Source organism: Mesorhizobium kowhaii (genome assembly GCF_003253745.1).
In the GTDB taxonomy this organism is placed as follows: Bacteria; Pseudomonadota; Alphaproteobacteria; order Rhizobiales; family Rhizobiaceae; genus Mesorhizobium; species Mesorhizobium kowhaii.
On sequence record NZ_MZXV01000056.1, the window covers coordinates 1 to 15,992 of the forward strand.

The 15,992-nt window shown below is 63.1% G+C and carries 17 protein-coding genes, 1 pseudogene and 1 riboswitch; of the genes and pseudogenes, 5 read left to right on the forward strand and 13 right to left on the reverse strand.

Annotated elements, in window-relative coordinates; all coding sequences use genetic code 11:
- Window positions 1-209: 209 nt before the first annotated feature.
- Window positions 210-599, forward strand: a complete 390-nt coding sequence (locus B5V02_RS25490; RefSeq protein ID WP_111546826.1) for a type II toxin-antitoxin system VapC family toxin — start codon at window positions 210-212, stop codon at window positions 597-599.
- A gap of 11 nt (window positions 600-610) precedes the next feature.
- Here the strand turns inward: B5V02_RS25490 and B5V02_RS41900 are convergent, their stop codons facing one another.
- From B5V02_RS41900 to B5V02_RS25505, 3 genes are all read right to left on the reverse strand, one after another.
- Window positions 611-1,018 (reverse strand): hypothetical protein, encoded by a 408-nt coding sequence (locus B5V02_RS41900; RefSeq protein ID WP_245446190.1) that lies wholly within the window; start codon window positions 1,016-1,018, stop codon window positions 611-613.
- 148 nt (window positions 1,019-1,166) lie between these two features.
- A complete protein-coding gene (locus tag B5V02_RS25500; RefSeq protein WP_111546827.1) occupies window positions 1,167-2,408 on the reverse strand; it encodes a class I SAM-dependent RNA methyltransferase in 1,242 nt (413 codons plus the stop codon).
- Entirely contained in the window at window positions 2,405-3,169 is a 765-nt protein-coding gene (locus tag B5V02_RS25505) for a TlyA family RNA methyltransferase (protein ID WP_111546828.1), read from the reverse strand. Before B5V02_RS25505 ends, B5V02_RS25500 begins: the two co-directional genes overlap by 4 nt.
- A gap of 172 nt (window positions 3,170-3,341) precedes the next feature.
- Between B5V02_RS25505 and B5V02_RS25510 the strand changes: the two genes are divergently transcribed.
- Window positions 3,342-3,743, forward strand: coding sequence for a GFA family protein (locus tag B5V02_RS25510; RefSeq protein ID WP_111546829.1), 402 nt, complete (start codon window positions 3,342-3,344; stop codon window positions 3,741-3,743).
- A 26-nt stretch (window positions 3,744-3,769) separates the two neighbouring features.
- On the opposite strand, the gene B5V02_RS25515 is transcribed toward B5V02_RS25510, so the two are convergent.
- The 6 genes from B5V02_RS25515 to B5V02_RS25540 all read right to left on the reverse strand — a co-directional run bounded on the left by B5V02_RS25515 (window position 3,770) and on the right by B5V02_RS25540 (window position 8,794).
- Entirely contained in the window at window positions 3,770-4,063 is a 294-nt protein-coding gene (locus tag B5V02_RS25515; RefSeq protein ID WP_111546830.1) for a hypothetical protein, read from the reverse strand.
- A 148-nt stretch (window positions 4,064-4,211) separates the two neighbouring features.
- Window positions 4,212-6,125, reverse strand: coding sequence for a 1-deoxy-D-xylulose-5-phosphate synthase (gene dxs, locus B5V02_RS25520; RefSeq protein WP_111546831.1), 1,914 nt, complete (start codon window positions 6,123-6,125; stop codon window positions 4,212-4,214).
- Window positions 6,126-6,275: 150 nt separating this feature from the next.
- Window positions 6,276-7,196: a pirin family protein gene (locus tag B5V02_RS25525; RefSeq protein WP_111546832.1), complete on the reverse strand. Its 921-nt coding sequence runs from the start codon at window positions 7,194-7,196 to the stop codon at window positions 6,276-6,278.
- Between the two features lie 37 nt (window positions 7,197-7,233).
- Window positions 7,234-7,500, reverse strand: coding sequence for a DUF2277 domain-containing protein (locus B5V02_RS25530; RefSeq protein ID WP_111546833.1), 267 nt, complete (start codon window positions 7,498-7,500; stop codon window positions 7,234-7,236).
- A 112-nt stretch (window positions 7,501-7,612) separates the two neighbouring features.
- Window positions 7,613-7,864: an exodeoxyribonuclease VII small subunit gene (locus B5V02_RS25535; RefSeq protein WP_027035956.1), complete on the reverse strand. Its 252-nt coding sequence runs from the start codon at window positions 7,862-7,864 to the stop codon at window positions 7,613-7,615.
- 3 nt (window positions 7,865-7,867) lie between these two features.
- Window positions 7,868-8,794, reverse strand: coding sequence for a histone deacetylase family protein (locus B5V02_RS25540; protein ID WP_111546834.1), 927 nt, complete (start codon window positions 8,792-8,794; stop codon window positions 7,868-7,870).
- A 121-nt stretch (window positions 8,795-8,915) separates the two neighbouring features.
- A riboswitch (cobalamin riboswitch) is annotated at window positions 8,916-9,095 on the forward strand.
- Between the two features lie 60 nt (window positions 9,096-9,155).
- On the opposite strand from B5V02_RS25540, the pseudogene bluB reads away from it, so the two are divergent.
- Window positions 9,156-9,773 (forward strand): annotated as a pseudogene (gene bluB / locus B5V02_RS41905) (5,6-dimethylbenzimidazole synthase); the annotation flags it as partial.
- 116 nt (window positions 9,774-9,889) lie between these two features.
- On the opposite strand, the gene B5V02_RS25550 reads toward bluB, so the two are convergent.
- Both B5V02_RS25550 and B5V02_RS25555 read right to left on the reverse strand, forming a co-directional pair.
- Window positions 9,890-10,873, reverse strand: a complete 984-nt coding sequence (locus B5V02_RS25550) for a hypothetical protein (protein ID WP_245446192.1) — start codon at window positions 10,871-10,873, stop codon at window positions 9,890-9,892.
- 97 nt (window positions 10,874-10,970) lie between these two features.
- Entirely contained in the window at window positions 10,971-11,579 is a 609-nt protein-coding gene (locus tag B5V02_RS25555; protein ID WP_111546836.1) for a TetR/AcrR family transcriptional regulator, read from the reverse strand.
- A 121-nt stretch (window positions 11,580-11,700) separates the two neighbouring features.
- Here B5V02_RS25555 and B5V02_RS25560 point away from each other — a divergent pair, with 121 nt between their 5' ends.
- Complete coding sequence (locus tag B5V02_RS25560; protein WP_111546837.1) at window positions 11,701-12,924, forward strand: MFS transporter; 1,224 nt, start codon at window positions 11,701-11,703, stop codon at window positions 12,922-12,924.
- A 53-nt stretch (window positions 12,925-12,977) separates the two neighbouring features.
- Here B5V02_RS25560 and ribB read toward each other — a convergent pair whose 3' ends face one another.
- A complete protein-coding gene (ribB, locus tag B5V02_RS25565; protein ID WP_111546838.1) occupies window positions 12,978-14,078 on the reverse strand; it encodes a 3,4-dihydroxy-2-butanone-4-phosphate synthase in 1,101 nt (366 codons plus the stop codon).
- A gap of 101 nt (window positions 14,079-14,179) precedes the next feature.
- The gene (aroC, locus tag B5V02_RS25570; protein WP_111547185.1) at window positions 14,180-15,289 is read right to left on the reverse strand and encodes a chorismate synthase; all 1,110 of its coding nucleotides are present in this window, start codon (window positions 15,287-15,289) and stop codon (window positions 14,180-14,182) included.
- Window positions 15,290-15,570: 281 nt separating this feature from the next.
- On the opposite strand from aroC, the gene B5V02_RS25575 reads away from it, so the two are divergent.
- Window positions 15,571-15,825, forward strand: coding sequence for a DUF1344 domain-containing protein (locus tag B5V02_RS25575; protein WP_111546839.1), 255 nt, complete (start codon window positions 15,571-15,573; stop codon window positions 15,823-15,825).
- Window positions 15,826-15,992: the final 167 nt, after the last annotated feature.

A 15,992-nucleotide genomic window follows, 5' to 3' on the forward strand; every position in this document is an offset into this window, starting at 1 on the left:
CGTCGCGACAGCCCCTCCCGCTCAACCGACGCAACAACCCGTTCGCGAAGATCCATCGAATAAGGCTTGCCCATCCTTACCAACCTCCTTGCCTAGCAAGAAGGTTGAATCAGATTTGCCACCCTAGGGGAATCCCTTCGATTCAGCCTCAATTCATCCCGCTCTAGAAGAAATGGACGCGGGCGTGCTCGCCGAGGCGCGGCGACGCCATGCTCGCGATTGATACCAACGTTATCGTTCGCTACCTGACAGGTGACCATCCCGAGCAGTCCCAGCGCGCCCGGCAGTTGATCGACGGTCGGCTGGTCTTTGTCGCCATTACCGTGATCCTGGAAGTCGAATGGGTGCTGCGCAGCGCCTATGGTTACGGCCAGGCCGAAATCGTCCAGGCGCTGCGGGCGTTCGGCGGGCTCCCGACCGTTGAGATGGATGATGCCGCAATTGCGTCGTCCGCGCTCGATCTCGCGGAGAAGGGGATGGATTTCGCAGATGCACTGCATCTGGGCAAATCTGCGCATTGCGCTGGCTTCGCAACGTTTGACCGCAGGTTCATCAAGGCCGCGAAAGCAGCCGGACATGACAGCGTGCAAGAAGCATAGCTCCCCCCGACCTATTTCGAACTACCTGCGGTGGCAAAAGCTAGCGTTCTTGGCAGTCGGCAGAGATCAACTCGATTGTCTGGTCGTCCAGCCTTTTGGGGCGAACAGTTATGTCTTGCTGACCGACCTGCGCGATGTCGTATAGAGCGCGATGTCGTATAGAGAATGAGGAAGCCGACGACACCGCCGATCGCATACTTGATCCAGGCACTCAGGTAGTCGACAGTCCCGTCGTGGCCGGAGACATACAGCGCAGCTGCGACAAACGTCATGACCGTGATGCCAAGTGCATAGGACGGCAATAGCCCGATACGAGTAACCTTTCTAAAAAGCCAAGCGACCAGCGCACCTGTGAGCGCCATGGTAAAAGCCGCACCCAAAATCTCAGCCACGAACCCTGGTGAAATCATCTTTTTCATCCCCCCATTCCACGGCGCAATGTGCCTGTTTTGAGCGGCAAGCTCAACTGCGGCGGCATCTATCCCACAGCTTTGCAATCGCCCTGCCCAGCCTTTCGCCCCGTAAGACAGTGGGACGCAGCCAGCTTTACCGAACGCTTCACAAGCCCTAACGCCGCCGCTTCGGCTTCTCCAGCAGCGCCACCGCCTCGACATGCGGCGACCACAGGAACTGGTCTATCGGCGTCACGCTTTTCAAGGTGTAGCCGCCGTCGAGCAGGATGCGCAGGTCGCGAGCCAGCGTCACCGGATTGCAGGACACGGCCGAGACAAGCGGAACATCCGACCGCGCGATCTGCTTCGACTGGTCCTCGGCACCCGCCCGTGGCGGGTCGAACACCAGGCCGTCGAAGGCATTCAATTCCTTGAATGTCAGCGGCCGGCGGAACAGGTCGCGGCGTTCGCCCGTCACCCGCTTCAGCCCGGTCGCGAAGCGTGAGCCCCGGTCGAGCGCCGAAAGGGCTGCCGCGTCGCCTTCCACCGCATGGACTTCCGACTTCACTGCCAGCCGCAAGGCAAAGCTGCCGCAACCGGCGAAAAGATCGGTGACCTTCTTGGCACGCTTCAGATGTCCGCCGACGATATCGGCCATGGTCTGTTCGGCGGCCTCGGTTGCCTGCAGAAAGGCGCCCGGAGGCAGGGCGACAGCGACGCTGCCGAACATCACCACCGGCTTTCTTGGCTCGATGATGATCTCGTCATCGATCGACAGCCTGGCAAATCCCTGAGCCAAGACGAAGTTGGAGGCGACCCGACGCTGGTTTTCGCCAAGCTTGCCGGATTCGTGAACCGCGACGTCAAGGCCCGAACCTGTCACGGTGACCGCCAGCCGGAACGATTTGGTTGTGGCGCAAACCAGTTCGGCGAGCGCCTTCAGCCGATCGAGCGCGCTGACGATCTGGGGCAGCGAGATCGGACATTCCGATATGGAGATGATTTCCGGCGACAGATGGCGATTGAAGCCGAGCAGCATGCCTGTGTCTGTGCGCCGCGCGGCGAGCACGACACGGCGGCGCATGTGCGGCGCGCATGCGACCAGGTCGCCGATCTCGCAATCGATGCCCTTGCCCTTCAGGGCGTGCACCACCTTTTCGCGTTTCCATTGGCGATAGGCTTCGGCTTCGAAATGCTGGAGCGCGCAACCGCCGCATTCGGTGAAATGGCGGCAGGCGGGATCGATGCGCAGCGGCGAAGCCTCCAGCACCGCCATCAGCATGGCGCGGTCTTTTTCGCGCGCGGCGGTGACGACCTCGCCGGGCAATGTGAAGGGAATGAACAGATCGCCGCTCTCGGTCTCGGCGATGCCGTCGCCCTGGGCGCCAAGTTTCCTGATGCTGAAGCGCGCGCTCATCGATCCTTGATCCCACCGAGCAGGAATTCGCGGTTGCCGTCGCCGCCTTCGATGGGCGACAGATGCATCCCGAGCGAGCGCCAGCCAGGAACGGCGTCCAGCCAATCCTGCAGTAGGCCAGCGACACGGGCGGCATCGTAGGGATCCTTCAACAGGCCGCCCTTGCCGATCGCTTCGCGGCCGGCCTCGAATTGCGGCTTGACCAGAAACATGGCGCGTGCACCAACCTTCGCAATGGCGAGCGCCGGCGGCAGCGCGAGTTTCAGCGAAATGAAGCTGACATCGGAAACAATGAAATCCGGGATACGGCCGCCAAGATCGGTGACGGCAAGATCGCGGGCGTTCAGGCCCTCGATGACTGTTACACGCGGATCGCCGCCGATATCGGGATGCATCTGGCCATGCCCGACATCGATGGCGGTGACGTGGGCCACGCCGCGCTCGAGCAGGACCTGGGTGAAGCCGCCGGTCGAGGCGCCGATGTCGAGTGCCTCGCGGCCGGCAGGATCGAGGCCGAAATGGTCGAGCCCGCCGATCAGCTTCAGCGCCGCACGCGAGACAAAGCCCTGCGCCGGATCATCGATGGCGATCAGGCATTGCGGCGAAACGTTCTGGCCGGGCTTGCGGGCTATGACGCCGTCCACCATCACCGTGCCACGCTCGATCGCGTCACGGGCACGCGAACGGCTGGCAAACAGGCTCCGCTGGACGAGCAGGTCGTCGAGCCGCTGGCGGGTGCTGGCTGGCAGAGGCGAGTTCATCGGCCTTCATGGCGAAAGCTGGTCGCGAAGGCAAGGATATTGGGGCGGGACAAGAAACATCGTTGCAAGCGTGCGAACACATCAAGCCGCTGCGCCGCTTGCGCGCATCGCATCGGGTCGGCACAATGTTAAGCAGGAGCGCCGTTTGTTGTCCGAACACTGGGAAGGACGGATGCTGACAGGAACCTGCCACTGTGGTGCAATCCACTGGACTCTGGAGGGCGATCCCGGGTCGATCACCGCCTGCAATTGTACGCTTTGCAGCCGCTATGGCGTGCTCTGGGCCCACGACTATGTCGATGAACGCATCCGCGTCGCGGGGCCGGTGAGCAGCTATAGGCGCGCCGGAAAGGATGTGCCCTCGCTCGAGATCCTATTCTGTCCCACTTGCGCCTGCGTGCTCGCCTGGCGTGGCTTGCGCTCCAGCGCCACTGGCCGCACTCGAATCGCCGTCAATGTAAGGCTCGCACCGCCTGAGGCCGTCGCCGACTTGCCGATCGACCATTTCGATGGCCTCGATACTTACGATGATCTGCCACGCGATGGACGCTGCGTGCGCGATTTGTGGTTCTAAAGCGCGCCGCGTACTTTTGGGCGACCTTAGAAAATGGTTCGCGGAACCTGGCGTTCGACGGCTGGAGACAAACCATCGTCCCGATCCCCCGAAGCTTGCTCACCCGGATGCTCGGGCGCGACCGCAGGCGCCGGACCAGGGTCCGGCAGGACGACCAGTTGCGGCACCTGCTTGTAGGAAAAGCCGCCGCGGATATCGCCCATCTTGCCGGCGATGATGCCCATGGCCGCCTTTTCAAGGCTGCGATCATAGCGCGTTTCGGCGGCGGCCGGCGCGACGATGACCGCTGAAAGCGCCACGCCGCACAGAAGCGTTCTCATTGTTGTTGTCTCCCTGCCTGATCACGATCTAGCAGGGCGCCGTTGAAAAACGGCCAAGAGACACGGTAAGCAAAGCGCCAAATGGCAGCGTTAACAATGCGTTAAGGCATCAAGCCGGCAAACTGATTGAAGCCCTTGAGATTTTGATTCAGGCGCGCTGGGCGCGGGCTGTATGGCCGAGGGCGACGAATACCGTGCGCACGATGCCGGCGGCATCCAGCCCGGCATCGGCATACATCTTTTCCGGCTTGGCGTGGTCGGTGAACGCGTCGGGCAGTACCAGCGGGCGCACCTTCAGGCCACTTTCCAGCAAGCCCTCATGGGCGAGGAACTGCAGCACATGGCTGGCGAAGCCGCCGACGGCGCCCTCCTCCACCGTCACCAGAACCTCGTGCGAGCGGGCCAGCCGGCGGACCAGATCCTCGTCGAGCGGCTTGGCGAAACGGGCATCGGCGACCGTGGTGGAAAGCCCGGCCGCGCCAAGCTCCTCGGCAGCGATGAGGCAATCCTGCAGCCGCGTGCCGAAGGACAGGAGTGCGACCTTGGTGCCTTCCCTGACGATACGGCCCTTGCCGATTTCGAGGACCGTGCCGCGCTCCGGCATGTCGACACCGACGCCGTTGCCGCGCGGATAGCGAAAGGCGATCGGACCGTCATCGTAGCTCGCCGCGGTGCGCACCATGTGGCGCAGTTCCGCCTCGTCCGCCGCCGCCATCACCACGAAACCCGGCAAGGTCGCCAGGAAGGTGGTGTCGAAGGCGCCGCAATGGGTGGCGCCATCGGCGCCGACAAAGCCGGCGCGGTCGATGGGAAAGCGCACCGGCAATTTCTGGATGGCGACGTCGTGGACGACCTGGTCGTAGGCGCGCTGCAGGAAGGTCGAATAGATCGCCGCGAACGGCTTGTAACCTTCGGTGGCGAGGCCGGCGGCGAAGGTCACCGCATGCTGTTCGGCGATGCCGACATCGAATATCCGCGACGGAAACGCTTCGCCGAACAGGTCGAGGCCGGTGCCGCTCGGCATGGCGGCGGTGACGGCGACGATGCGGTCGTCTTCACGGCCTTCCTGGACCAGGCTTTCGGCGAACACCTTGGTGTAGGCCGGTGCGTTGGCCGGCGCCTTGGCCTGTGCGCCGGTGATGACGTCGAACTTGTTGACGCCGTGATACTTGTCGGCGGCGGCTTCGGCCGGTGCGTAGCCCTTGCCCTTCTGGGTGACGACATGGATCAGCACCGGGCCTTCGCCATTGTCGCGGACATTCTTCAGGACCGGGATCAGATGCTCCAGGTTGTGACCGTCGATCGGGCCGATATGATAGAAGCCGAGCTCCTCGAACAGCGTGCCGCCGGTGACGTAGCCCCGTGCGTGCTCGACCGCCCGGGTGATCGCACGATCGGCGCGCTTGCCGAGATAGGAGGTCAGTTTCTTGCCGAAGTCGCGCAGGCCGACATAGGTCTTGCCCGAGGCCAGACGCGCCAAATAGGCGCTCATCGCGCCGGTCGGCGGCGCAATCGACATGTCGTTGTCGTTGAGGATGACGATGAGCCGGGCATCGAGCGCGCCGGCATTGTTCATCGCCTCGTAAGCCATGCCGGCCGACATCGCGCCGTCGCCGATGACGGCAATGACATTGTTGCGGCCGCCGGAGAGATCGCGAGCGGCGGCCATGCCGAGGCCGGCCGATATCGATGTCGAGGAGTGGGCGGCGCCGAAAGGATCGTATTCGCTCTCGGCGCGGCGGGTGAAGCCGGACAGGCCCCCTTCCTGCCGCAAGGTGCGGATGCGGTCGCGGCGGCCGGTGAGGATCTTGTGCGGATAGGCCTGATGGCCGACATCCCAGATCAGCCGGTCATCGGGGGTGTTGAAGACATAGTGCAGCGCCACTGTCAGCTCGACCACGCCAAGGCCGGCGCCAAGATGGCCGCCGGTGTGGGACACCGCGTCGATCAGTTCGGCACGAAGCTCGGATGCCAGTTGCGGCAATTCGCTCTCGGCAAGCGTGCGCAGGTCGGCGGGGATGCGGACCTTGTCGAGAAGCGGGGTATGCGGCGTTGCGTTCACGGATTGGCCTGCTCAGGCTTTCTGTTCATGGGCGGGATATGCCGGCGGCCGGCGAAAGTAAATGCGTGTCAGTGACGCGGATCAGGCTTTAGGTCTTTGTTTCATGCATGTCGTTCTCCCAAAACCGGGGCCACTTTTGGGCGACATGCATTAGCTTTCCGGCAACGGGATGAATTCTTCCTCATCGCCGGGAACGATATCGAAGCGGCCCGTCTTCCATTCTTCCTTGGCCTGTTCGATGCGCTCCTTGGAGGACGAGACGAAATTCCACCAGATGTAACGCTTCGAGCCGAGCGAGGCGCCACCGAACAGCATGAAATGGGCGCCGGTATCCGACGACACGACGATCTCATCGCCGGGCCGGAACACCAGCAGCCGTTCCGCCGGAAAAACATCGCCCGAAATCGAGACCTCGCCTTCGAGCGTGTAGATAGCGCGCTCCTCGGCGTCGGCCGGGATTTTCACGCTGGCGCCCGGCGCCAGCCTGAGGTCGGCATAGAGCGTGTCGGAGGCCGTCCTGACTGGAGAGCGCAGCCCCTGGAAGTTGCCGATGACGATGCGCCCGCTGACGCCTTCGGCATCGATCTCGGGAAGCCGAAGTGCTGCGGTGTTCTCGAACACCGGGGCGACTTCTTCCCCACCATCCGGCAGTGCCAGCCATGTCTGCAGGCCGGAGACCGACATCGGCGCGCCGCGCAATTCTTCGGGCGTGCGCTCGGAATGCACGATGCCGCGGCCGGCTGTCATCAAATTCACGTCGCCGGGCTGGATGACCATTTCGGTGCCGAGGGAATCGCGATGCCGGATCTTGCCGTCGAACAGGTAGGTCACCGTCGACAGACCAATATGCGGATGCGGACGGACATCGAGTGCCTGGCCGGCCCGCAGGATCGCCGGGCCCATGCGGTCGAAGAAGATGAAAGGCCCGACCAGCCGCCTTTTGGCGGTCGGCAGAGCACGGCGCACCTGAAAACCGCCAATGTCCTTGGCGTTCGGGATGACCATCAGTTCGATCTGGTCGCTGGCAAAGGCATCGCCGACTTCAGGGTCTTTCCCAGGGAAGAAGCTCATGGACTCTCCTTGTCAGTGGCCGTGCCTGCTTGCCGCATCAGGCAAAACGGACCGCCGCCTTCGCCCGCGCCTTGGCCGCCACCTCTTCGCGATTGCGAGGATGCTGATGGGTTTCGAGGGAGCCGAGAAGCTCGCGCGCCGACACCGCAATGGCTTCGACCGCATGGTCGAAGGCGTGCTGGTTCTGCTTCGAAGGTCGCGTCGTTCCGCTCAATTTGCGGACAAACTGAAGTGCTGCGTCGCGCACCTCGTCATGGGTTGCCGGCGGATCAAAATTGAACAGGGTCTTGATGTTTCTGCACATCGTTTCCGAACCTCCTCTTGTCCTGAAGCCGTTTCAATCGAGACGGCTTCTATCCTCGATCATGATCATGTCCAAAAACCGGTGAGGCAAGACCATCGTTCGGCAGCATGCCTCAGTCGGCGTCGAGCGGCTCCGTTCCAACCGGCTTGCCGTCGCGCGACAGCCTGATCTTCTCGACCTTGTCCTCGGCGGCCTTCAGCAGCCGGTCGCAATGTGCCTTCAGCGCCTCGCCGCGCTCATAGATCCTGATCGACTGGTCGAGCGGCACGTCGCCACGCTCCAGATCATCGACGATCTTTTCCAGCGCGTCGAGTGCCTGTTCGAAGCTCATCGCCTTGATATCTTCGTTGGTCTCACCAGCCATCATTCATCCTTTCATCAGTCGCCCGACATGGGCGGCGACCGAAAATGCCAGTCCCTGCAGATCGTAGCCACCCTCGAGCAGGCTGACGAGCCGGTTGCCGCTGTGGCGCGTTGCGCGCTGCATCAGCTGGCCGGTCGCCCAGTCGAAATCATCCTCGGTCAGGTTGATCTCGGCCAGCGGATCGCGATGGTGCGCATCGAAGCCGGCCGAAATGATGATCAGGTCGGGCGCGAAATTGTCGAGTGCTGGTAGGACACGCGACAGGAAGGCGTCGCGGAAAACCTCGCTGCCGGTCTGCGGTGCCAACGGCGCGTTGACGATGTTGCCGGCGCCGGTTTCGTTCTTTGCTCCGGTGCCGGGATAAAGCGGCATCTGGTGCGTCGAGCAATAGAGCACCGATGGATCGTCCCAGAAAATATCCTGCGTGCCGTTGCCGTGATGCACATCCCAGTCGACGACCGCAACGCGCTCGACGCCATGTTTCCTCTGCGCATAGCGCGCGGCGATCGCCGCCGTGTTGAAGAGGCAGAAACCCATGGCCGTGGTTTTTTCGGCATGGTGGCCGGGCGGCCGGGCGGCGACGAAGACATTGTCGGCGCGGCCAGTGAAAACGTCATCCACGGCTGCATTGGCGGCGCCGATCGCGGTTATCGCCGCTTGCCAGCTCTTCGGGCTGGCGGTGGTGTCGGCGTCGATGCGGGCGATGCCCTCGTCGGGAATGGCGGCGCGGACACGGGCGACGAAATCGGCGGGATGCGCGTAGAGGATCGTGGCCTCATCGCCTTCGGTCGCCTGGACGCGATCGAGCGCGGTAAAAGCTTCATCGTCGAGCACCCGCTCGATGGCGCGCAAGCGATCCGGCCGCTCAGGGTGACCCGGCGGCGTGATGTGCTCAAGGAAGATCGGATGGGTGTAGAGACGAGTGGTCATCTTCCCTATCTAGTGCCCCGACGTCGCGATGGCCATGCGTTGTGGCCTGATGGCTGGGGAAAATCACACATGCGTCCATTGGTGTCGCTGCAGGCATTGGCGTCCTCGGCGCTTCGGCGTAAGGTCGCTGCCACTGCCTGGTGCCCGCCGCAAGCGGGAGAATCGGGAACACGGTTGAACTCCGTGGCGTGCCCAACGCTGTGAGGGGGACCGCGCCGGTAAATGCCACTGTCGATGACGGGAAGGCACCGGACGCGGGTTGATCCCGAGCCAGAAGACCGGCCTGGCAGGTATCGTCATCCGCATGGTCAGGCGGATGGCATCTACTGCAATCGCAAGGGGACACGCGATGCCGGAACACATGACCGCTGCTGTTGGCGACGGATTTGACCAGAGTGCGCGCGACGCGGTCTATCGCGCCATGTTCACGCGGCGCGATGTCCGCAGCCATTTCCTGCCAACCGCGCTCGATGATGAGGTGCTGGCGCGGCTGCTGCTTGCCGCTCACCATGCGCCGTCGGTCGGCTTCATGCAGCCCTGGAATTTCATCGTCATTCGCGATGCCGAGCGACGGGAAAAAGTGCGCGACCTGTTCCTGGCGGCGCGTGAGCAGGAATTGCCGGCGATCGCGGAAGACCGGCAGGCGCTCTACCGCAAGCTCAAGCTGGAAGGCATCTGCGAAAGCGCGCTCAACATCTGCATCACCTGCGACCGCCAGCGCTCGAAGGGTTCGCCGCTGGGGCGCTGGCACAATCCGGAGATGGACCTCTACAGCACAGTCTGCGCGGTGCAGAATTTCTGGCTGGCGGCGCGCGCCGAAGGCGTCGGTGTCGGCTGGGTCAGCATCATCGACGCGCAGGCATTGAAAAGCCTGCTGTCAATTCCCGAGCATGTGACGCCGGTCGCCTATCTTTGCGTCGGCCATGTTTCCGAGTTCGCGCCAAAGCCAGACCTCGAAGCGCATGGCTGGGGCCGCCGCTTGCCGCTGCCGGAGCTGATCATGAGCGAGACCTTTTCCGGGCAAGGTGAAACGCTGCTCAAATCGACCGTGCAGCGCCTCAATGCCGTTGACGTCGCATCGGCGACCACCGCTGATCAGCGGGTCGCGCCGGCCGTGCCCCAGCGCGAGCCGCCGAAGGAGGCCAGCGCCTTGTCTTTGAGTTCACTGAACTTCGACGACGCTTCGGCGAGCCGGGCGTCCCAGGCGGGATCGGGCACCTGGCCCTCGATGGTCCTGAAATAGACCTGCATCAGGCAGGCGATGGCGAAGGGTTCGATGAACGCTGCCTTGAAGGCCCAGGCGAAGACGATGGCAAGCACGAAGGCCCAGCCGGCGAGTTGCCCGGGCATGAGGAAAAGAATGGCGCCGGCCGGAGCCAGCATCAACAGGAAGATGACGAACGACACGCCCCACATGATGACCGCCAGCCAGACGGCGTTCTTGACCATGACCTCGCCGTTCTGGGCGTAGAGCACGACGCCTTGGCGGGCCGTCTCGAACGGCGAGGCTGAATTGACGCGGATGTTGTAGCCGAGGATGATCTCGTCGACATAGGTCAGCGACAGGCGGATCACCGTGTTGATGAAGGAGACCAGGCCGCCCAAGCCCGGAATCGGCAGGAAGGCGGCGATGCCGCCGATCAGCCCGGTGATGGCGCGGATGGCACCCTTGACCAGCTGGTCGACGATAAAAAGCATGTTGGCCTCGGCAAAACGCTGGGTCACGATGTCCTTGGCGTAGGCAATCTGGTTCTGGCCGGTGGGAATGTCACGGCCGTCGATCAGATGGACCATGACCGCGATATGGCCGGCCTTGACGACATAGAGGATGTATTCGCGGATCCAGTAGACGGCGATCGAGACGATGCCGAACCCGACCACGCCGCCCCACAAGGCAAAGGACAGCGGCCCGTCGGGATCGGTGGAGATATGGCCGACGCCGTAGCCAACGGAGGCGCCGGTGCCGGTCGCCATGATGTAGGCCAGCGTGATGCCGAAATAGACGATCATGCGAAAGACAATGAAGGGCCAGGTCCGCATCATGATGGACACCGACCTGCCAATATCGAAATCCCACATGCCCCGAATCTCCCGCTCAGAGATGGCGCAGGAGGATGCGCTCAAACCGGTTATTGTCAATCGCGGGCAGTAGCGGGCCAGGCCGCCAATGGGGATTCTAGTTCGGCTGCGGACCCGGCTTTTTGAGCAGACCCTCAAGCAGTTGCTTGAACGCCGTCACCACCTTCTTCGACGTCGCTTCGGGGTCGTTCGAATTGGCGATCCGCTGTGCCGCCTGACTGCTCGCTCCGTTGATCAGCCGCGAGGCGGTCTCGGGGTCGAGGCTGGAGACGACAACCCCCTCCTCCTGCAGCGTCGTCAGGTGGCCGGTCATTGAAGCGATGCACGCATTGGCGTTCGGCCATTGTGCCGGATCCCCCAGCACGGCCGGGCCGTCCCGGAACATGATACGCTGGATTTCCGGCTCCAACGCCATCTCGATATAGGTCGTGCATTCGTCGACGAAATGCTGCCAGCGGGTCGGCGCTCTCGACGCCACTTCGTTCACGTGCGCCGCCATCTCGCCGTCGATTTCGGCGATGACCGCCTGCAGCAATCCCTTCTTGTCGCCGAAGTGATGATAGAGTGCGCCGCGCGTCAGCCCGGCCGAGGCAGTGAAATCATCCATCGAGGCCTGGGCATAGCCGATCGTACCGAAGGCATGGCGGGCCGCCGCGATCAGCTTGGCGCGGGTCTCGGCGATCATTTCCTTGCGAGGTTTGTGCATGGCTTCTGGACCTATTAACATACGTCGCGTATGCCAATTGACATACGTGGCGTATGATCTATCTAACAATCATACGCCTCGTATGTAATTGTCGAATCTTCCTTTGTCGAGGAACCGGACCATGCAAAATCCCTATTCGGAAATCTTTCGCGCTCCCGGCGCCAAGGGCTTTGCAAGCGCAGGCTTCATGGCTCGACTGCCGATTGCGATGGCGCCAATCGGCATCGTGGCGATGCTGTCGCAGACGCGCGGCGAGTACTGGCTGGCCGGCGCTGTTTCCGCGACATTCGCGCTGGCCAACGCTTTCGCGGCGCCGCAGATATCAAGGCTGGTGGACCGCGTTGGCCAGACGCGGATCGTGGTGCCGACCACGATCATCTCCGTGCTCGCCTTCGCAGTCCTGATTGTGGCGGCCAATCAGGACTGGCCGGTATGGACGTTGTTCGTGTCGGCGCTGCCGGCCGCGGCGATGCCCAGCATCCCGGCAATGGTGCGCGCGCGCTGGACCGAGATTTTCCGCGGGCGGCCCGAAATGAACACCGCATTCGCCTTCGAGTCGGCGGCGGACGAGCTGGTCTACGTTGCCGGGGCATCGCTGTCGGTGGGCCTGAGTGCCGCCCTGTTCCCGGAAGCGGGAATGCTGGCGAGCACGCTGTTCCTTGCCGTCGGCTCGACGGCGTTCATCCTGCAGCGTTCGACCGAGCCGCAAGTGCGGCCGGCGGAACAGGATTCGCGCGGCTCGGCAATCCGCCTGCGGCCGGTGCAGATCATCACCTTCGCCCTGATCTTCATCGGCGCGACCTTCGCGACAACGGAAGTGAGCACCGTGGCGATCACCAAGGAGCTTGGCCAACCAGGCGCCGCGAGCCTGGTGATCGGCGTCTACGCGCTGGGGTCGTTCGTGCTCGGCATCATCGTCGGGGCGCTCAACCTGAAAATGGCCCTGCAGCGTCAACTTGCTATCGCCGTCGCCGTCATCGCGCTCACAGCGCTGCCGTTGCTCGCCGCCGACACGGTGCCGCTTCTGGCGCTGGCCGTCTTCGTCAGCGGCGTGGCGATCTCACCGACCTTCATCACGGCATTCGGCTTGATCGAGCGGCACGTGCCGGAAGCGATGCTGACCGAGGGCATCACCTGGGTGACCACCGGGATCGGCATCGGCATGGCGCTGGGCTCGTTCGCGGCCGGCTCGGTGGTGGATGCATTCGGCGCCCAGAACGGGTTCTGGGTGTCGGTGGCTTCAGGTACAATCGCACTGGCCACCGTACTGCTTGGCCAGCGCAGCCTTGCCACGCCTAAATGCGACCTGGACGGATGCGAAGCAGGCGTCGTTCCTGCAGAATGATCCCCGAAGCGCCCGGTTTCGAACGGATCGGGCGCTATCCCGGTGGTTGCCCTTCAGAGAATCTCGGTCTTGGCGATGTGGATGCCAAAGCCCTCGAGACCGACATAGTGGCGTTCGCGTGAAGCGATCAGATTGATCGAGGAAATGCCGAGATCCTTGAGTATCTGCGCGCCGAGACCAATCTCGCGCCATTCGTTCTCACGGCGGCGCGCCTCTTCGTGATCCTCGCGGTCGCCGCTGGCCGGCCGCTTGCGCTCCTGATGGGCGACGCCGACGGAGCCCTCGCGCAGATAGACGATGACACCACGCCTGCGCTCGCCCATCGCCTTCATGATACCGTCCAGCCGATGGCTGGTGCCGAACACGTCGGTCACCACATCCTCGGAATGCAGGCGCACCGGCACCTCCTCGCCGTCGCGGATGTCGCCGAAGACAATGGCGACGTGATGCATCGAGTCCCAGGGCAACGTGTAGGTGAAGACCTGCGCCTTGCCGCCGAGCGTGTCGATTTCGGAGCAAGCCACGCGTTCGACCAGCGTTTCCTTGCGTTGCCGGTAGGCGATGAGGTCGGCGACCGAAACCTGTTTGAGGCCATGCTCTTCGGCAAAGGCCGAAACCTGCGGGCCGCGCTTGACGGTGCCGTCGTCGTTGACCAGTTCCGAGATGACGCCGACCGGCGCCAGGCCGGCGAGCTTGCACAGATCGACCGCAGCTTCGGTATGGCCCGAGCGCATCAGCACGCCGCCCTCGCGCGCGATCAGCGGGAAGATGTGGCCGGGACGGACGAAATCCGAGCCGCCGACATTGCCGTTGGCGAGATTGCGCACGGTCAACGTGCGGTCCTCGGCCGAAATGCCTGTGGTCGTGCCGTGCTTGAAATCGACGCTGACGGTGAAGGCGGTGGTGTGGGCGGAATCATTGTCGGCGACCATCGGCGACAGGTTGAGTCGCTTGGCCTCCTCGCGCGGCATCGGCGTGCAGACGATGCCGGAGGTGTGACGGATGATGAACGCCATCTTCTCCGGCGTGCAGTGGACGGCGGCGACGATCAGGTCGCCCTCGTTCTCGCGCCCGTCATCGTCCATGACGACGACGATCTCGCCGCGCTCGAAAGCGCGCAGGGCTTCGACGATTTTCTTCTGGTCGTAAGGCATTGGGCTCGCTTCGCTCGCAGGGAATAGGGAGTAGGGCAGTAAGGGAGTAGGGAAAAGGAAAAATGGCTGGCTCTGTAGGCGGCCTAACTACTGCCTACTGCCTATTGCCTATTCCCCTTCCCTGTCTGTCCCCTATGACGCAGATAATGATCGGCAATGGCGCAGGCAACCATCGCCTCGCCGATTGGCACGGCGCGGATGCCGACGCACGGATCGTGACGGCCCTTGGTCATGATCTCGACGTCGTTACCGTCCTTGTCGATCGACTTTCGCGGCGTCAGGATCGATGAGGTCGGCTTGACGGCGAAACGGGCGATGATCGCCTGGCCGGTCGAGATGCCGCCGAGGATGCCGCCGGCATTGTTGGACAGGAACACCGGCTTGCCGTCATTGCCCATGCGCATCTCGTCGGCATTCTGTTCGCCGGTGATGCGGGCGGCCTCGAAACCATTGCCGATCTCGACGCCCTTGACGGCGTTGATAGACATCAGGCCGGACGCAATGTCCTGGTCGAGCTTGGCATAGATCGGTGCGCCGAGGCCAGCCGGAACACCATCGGCAACGATCTCGATCACCGCACCGACCGAGGATCCCGCCTTGCGGATGCCGTCGAGATACTGCGTGAAGACGGGAACGGAAGCCGGATCGGGGGTGAAGAACGGATTTTCCGCGTCGCCGATGAAATTCCAGTTCCAGTTGGCGCGATCGATCGATTTTTCGCCCATCGACACCAGCGCGCCGCGCACCACCACGCCCGGCACCACCTTGCGGGCGAGTGCTCCGGCCGCCACGCGCGCCGCCGTCTCGCGGGCCGAGGAGCGGCCGCCGCCGCGATAATCGCGCACGCCATATTTGACGTCATAGGTGTAATCGGCATGGCCGGGCCGATATTGACGGGCGATTTCGCCATAGTCCTTCGAGCGCTGGTCGACATTCTCGATCAGCATCGACACCGGCGTGCCGGTGGTGATCATCGTCTCGCCGTCCTCGTCGAGGATGAAGCCCGACAGCACCTTCACTTCATCGGGTTCGCGGCGCTGGGTGACGAAGCGTGACTGGCCCGGCCGGCGCTTGTCGAGTTCGGCCTGGATGTCTCGCTGAGTGAAGCGGATGCCGGGCGGACAGCCGTCGACCACACAGCCGAGTGCGGCGCCGTGGCTTTCGCCCCAGGTGGTGACGCGGAAAAGGTGGCCGAACGTGTTGTGAGACATGAAATGACCCTGCCCCGGCGTCGGAGCCGGCTTAGCACATGACCCGAAATCGAAGCAATTTTCGGAAAGGATCATGCGCAAAATCAAAAGTGCTACAGCGTCCCTGCGCATCCAAGAGGACGCGCGGCGCTGTGGTCTGCCTTCTATTGGCGTTTTTCACAGGGGTCAAACTGTGATCTGGCGGATTTAGTTTTGACACATTCGGTTGGTTTCTGCTCTCTTCCATCCGCCAGCCATCGCCTGCCGCCGCCATGCCGGTGCAATGACAAAAAGGAACGACCATGCGTACCCTGATTGGCGCCGTTGCCGCCACGCTGCTGCTTTCCACCGCCGCTTTCGCTGGCCAGACCGAAGGCCTGATCAAGAAGATCGACAAGGACACGGCGACGCTGACGCTGGATGACGGCAAGTCCTACAAGCTGAATGCCGAGACAGATCTCGACTCGCTGAAGCCGGGCATGGACGTCGTCATCGCCTACGATGAGACCAATGGCGAGAACATCGTCACCGACATGGAATTGCCGGACACCGAATAAGCGCTTTCCGGCTCCGCACGGCCAGATCCATTCCGACAGGGTCGGAATCGGCTTTATCTTCTTGTCCAAGCAGCTTGGGCGCGCTGGGCGAGGGCCGGCCCTTGCCAACGCCATCCGTTGGTAGCAATCTCAGCTCGCAGATCCAGCCATCGAATGGAAGATCCGCG

Coding starts and splice junctions, on each gene's coding strand:
- B5V02_RS25490 (WP_111546826.1), top strand. CDS start 210: ATGCTCGCGATTGATACCAACGTTATCGTTCGCTACCTGACAGGTGAC.
- B5V02_RS41900 (WP_245446190.1), bottom strand. CDS start 1,018: ATGAAAAAGATGATTTCACCAGGGTTCGTGGCTGAGATTTTGGGTGCG.
- B5V02_RS25500 (WP_111546827.1), bottom strand. CDS start 2,408: ATGAGCGCGCGCTTCAGCATCAGGAAACTTGGCGCCCAGGGCGACGGC.
- B5V02_RS25505 (WP_111546828.1), bottom strand. CDS start 3,169: ATGAACTCGCCTCTGCCAGCCAGCACCCGCCAGCGGCTCGACGACCTG.
- B5V02_RS25510 (WP_111546829.1), top strand. CDS start 3,342: ATGCTGACAGGAACCTGCCACTGTGGTGCAATCCACTGGACTCTGGAG.
- B5V02_RS25515 (WP_111546830.1), bottom strand. CDS start 4,063: ATGAGAACGCTTCTGTGCGGCGTGGCGCTTTCAGCGGTCATCGTCGCG.
- B5V02_RS25525 (WP_111546832.1), bottom strand. CDS start 7,196: ATGAGCTTCTTCCCTGGGAAAGACCCTGAAGTCGGCGATGCCTTTGCC.
- B5V02_RS25530 (WP_111546833.1), bottom strand. CDS start 7,500: ATGTGCAGAAACATCAAGACCCTGTTCAATTTTGATCCGCCGGCAACC.
- B5V02_RS25535 (WP_027035956.1), bottom strand. CDS start 7,864: ATGGCTGGTGAGACCAACGAAGATATCAAGGCGATGAGCTTCGAACAG.
- B5V02_RS25540 (WP_111546834.1), bottom strand. CDS start 8,794: ATGACCACTCGTCTCTACACCCATCCGATCTTCCTTGAGCACATCACG.
- B5V02_RS25550 (WP_245446192.1), bottom strand. CDS start 10,873: ATGTGGGATTTCGATATTGGCAGGTCGGTGTCCATCATGATGCGGACC.
- B5V02_RS25555 (WP_111546836.1), bottom strand. CDS start 11,579: ATGCACAAACCTCGCAAGGAAATGATCGCCGAGACCCGCGCCAAGCTG.
- B5V02_RS25560 (WP_111546837.1), top strand. CDS start 11,701: ATGCAAAATCCCTATTCGGAAATCTTTCGCGCTCCCGGCGCCAAGGGC.
- ribB (WP_111546838.1), bottom strand. CDS start 14,078: ATGCCTTACGACCAGAAGAAAATCGTCGAAGCCCTGCGCGCTTTCGAG.
- aroC (WP_111547185.1), bottom strand. CDS start 15,289: ATGTCTCACAACACGTTCGGCCACCTTTTCCGCGTCACCACCTGGGGC.
- B5V02_RS25575 (WP_111546839.1), top strand. CDS start 15,571: ATGCGTACCCTGATTGGCGCCGTTGCCGCCACGCTGCTGCTTTCCACC.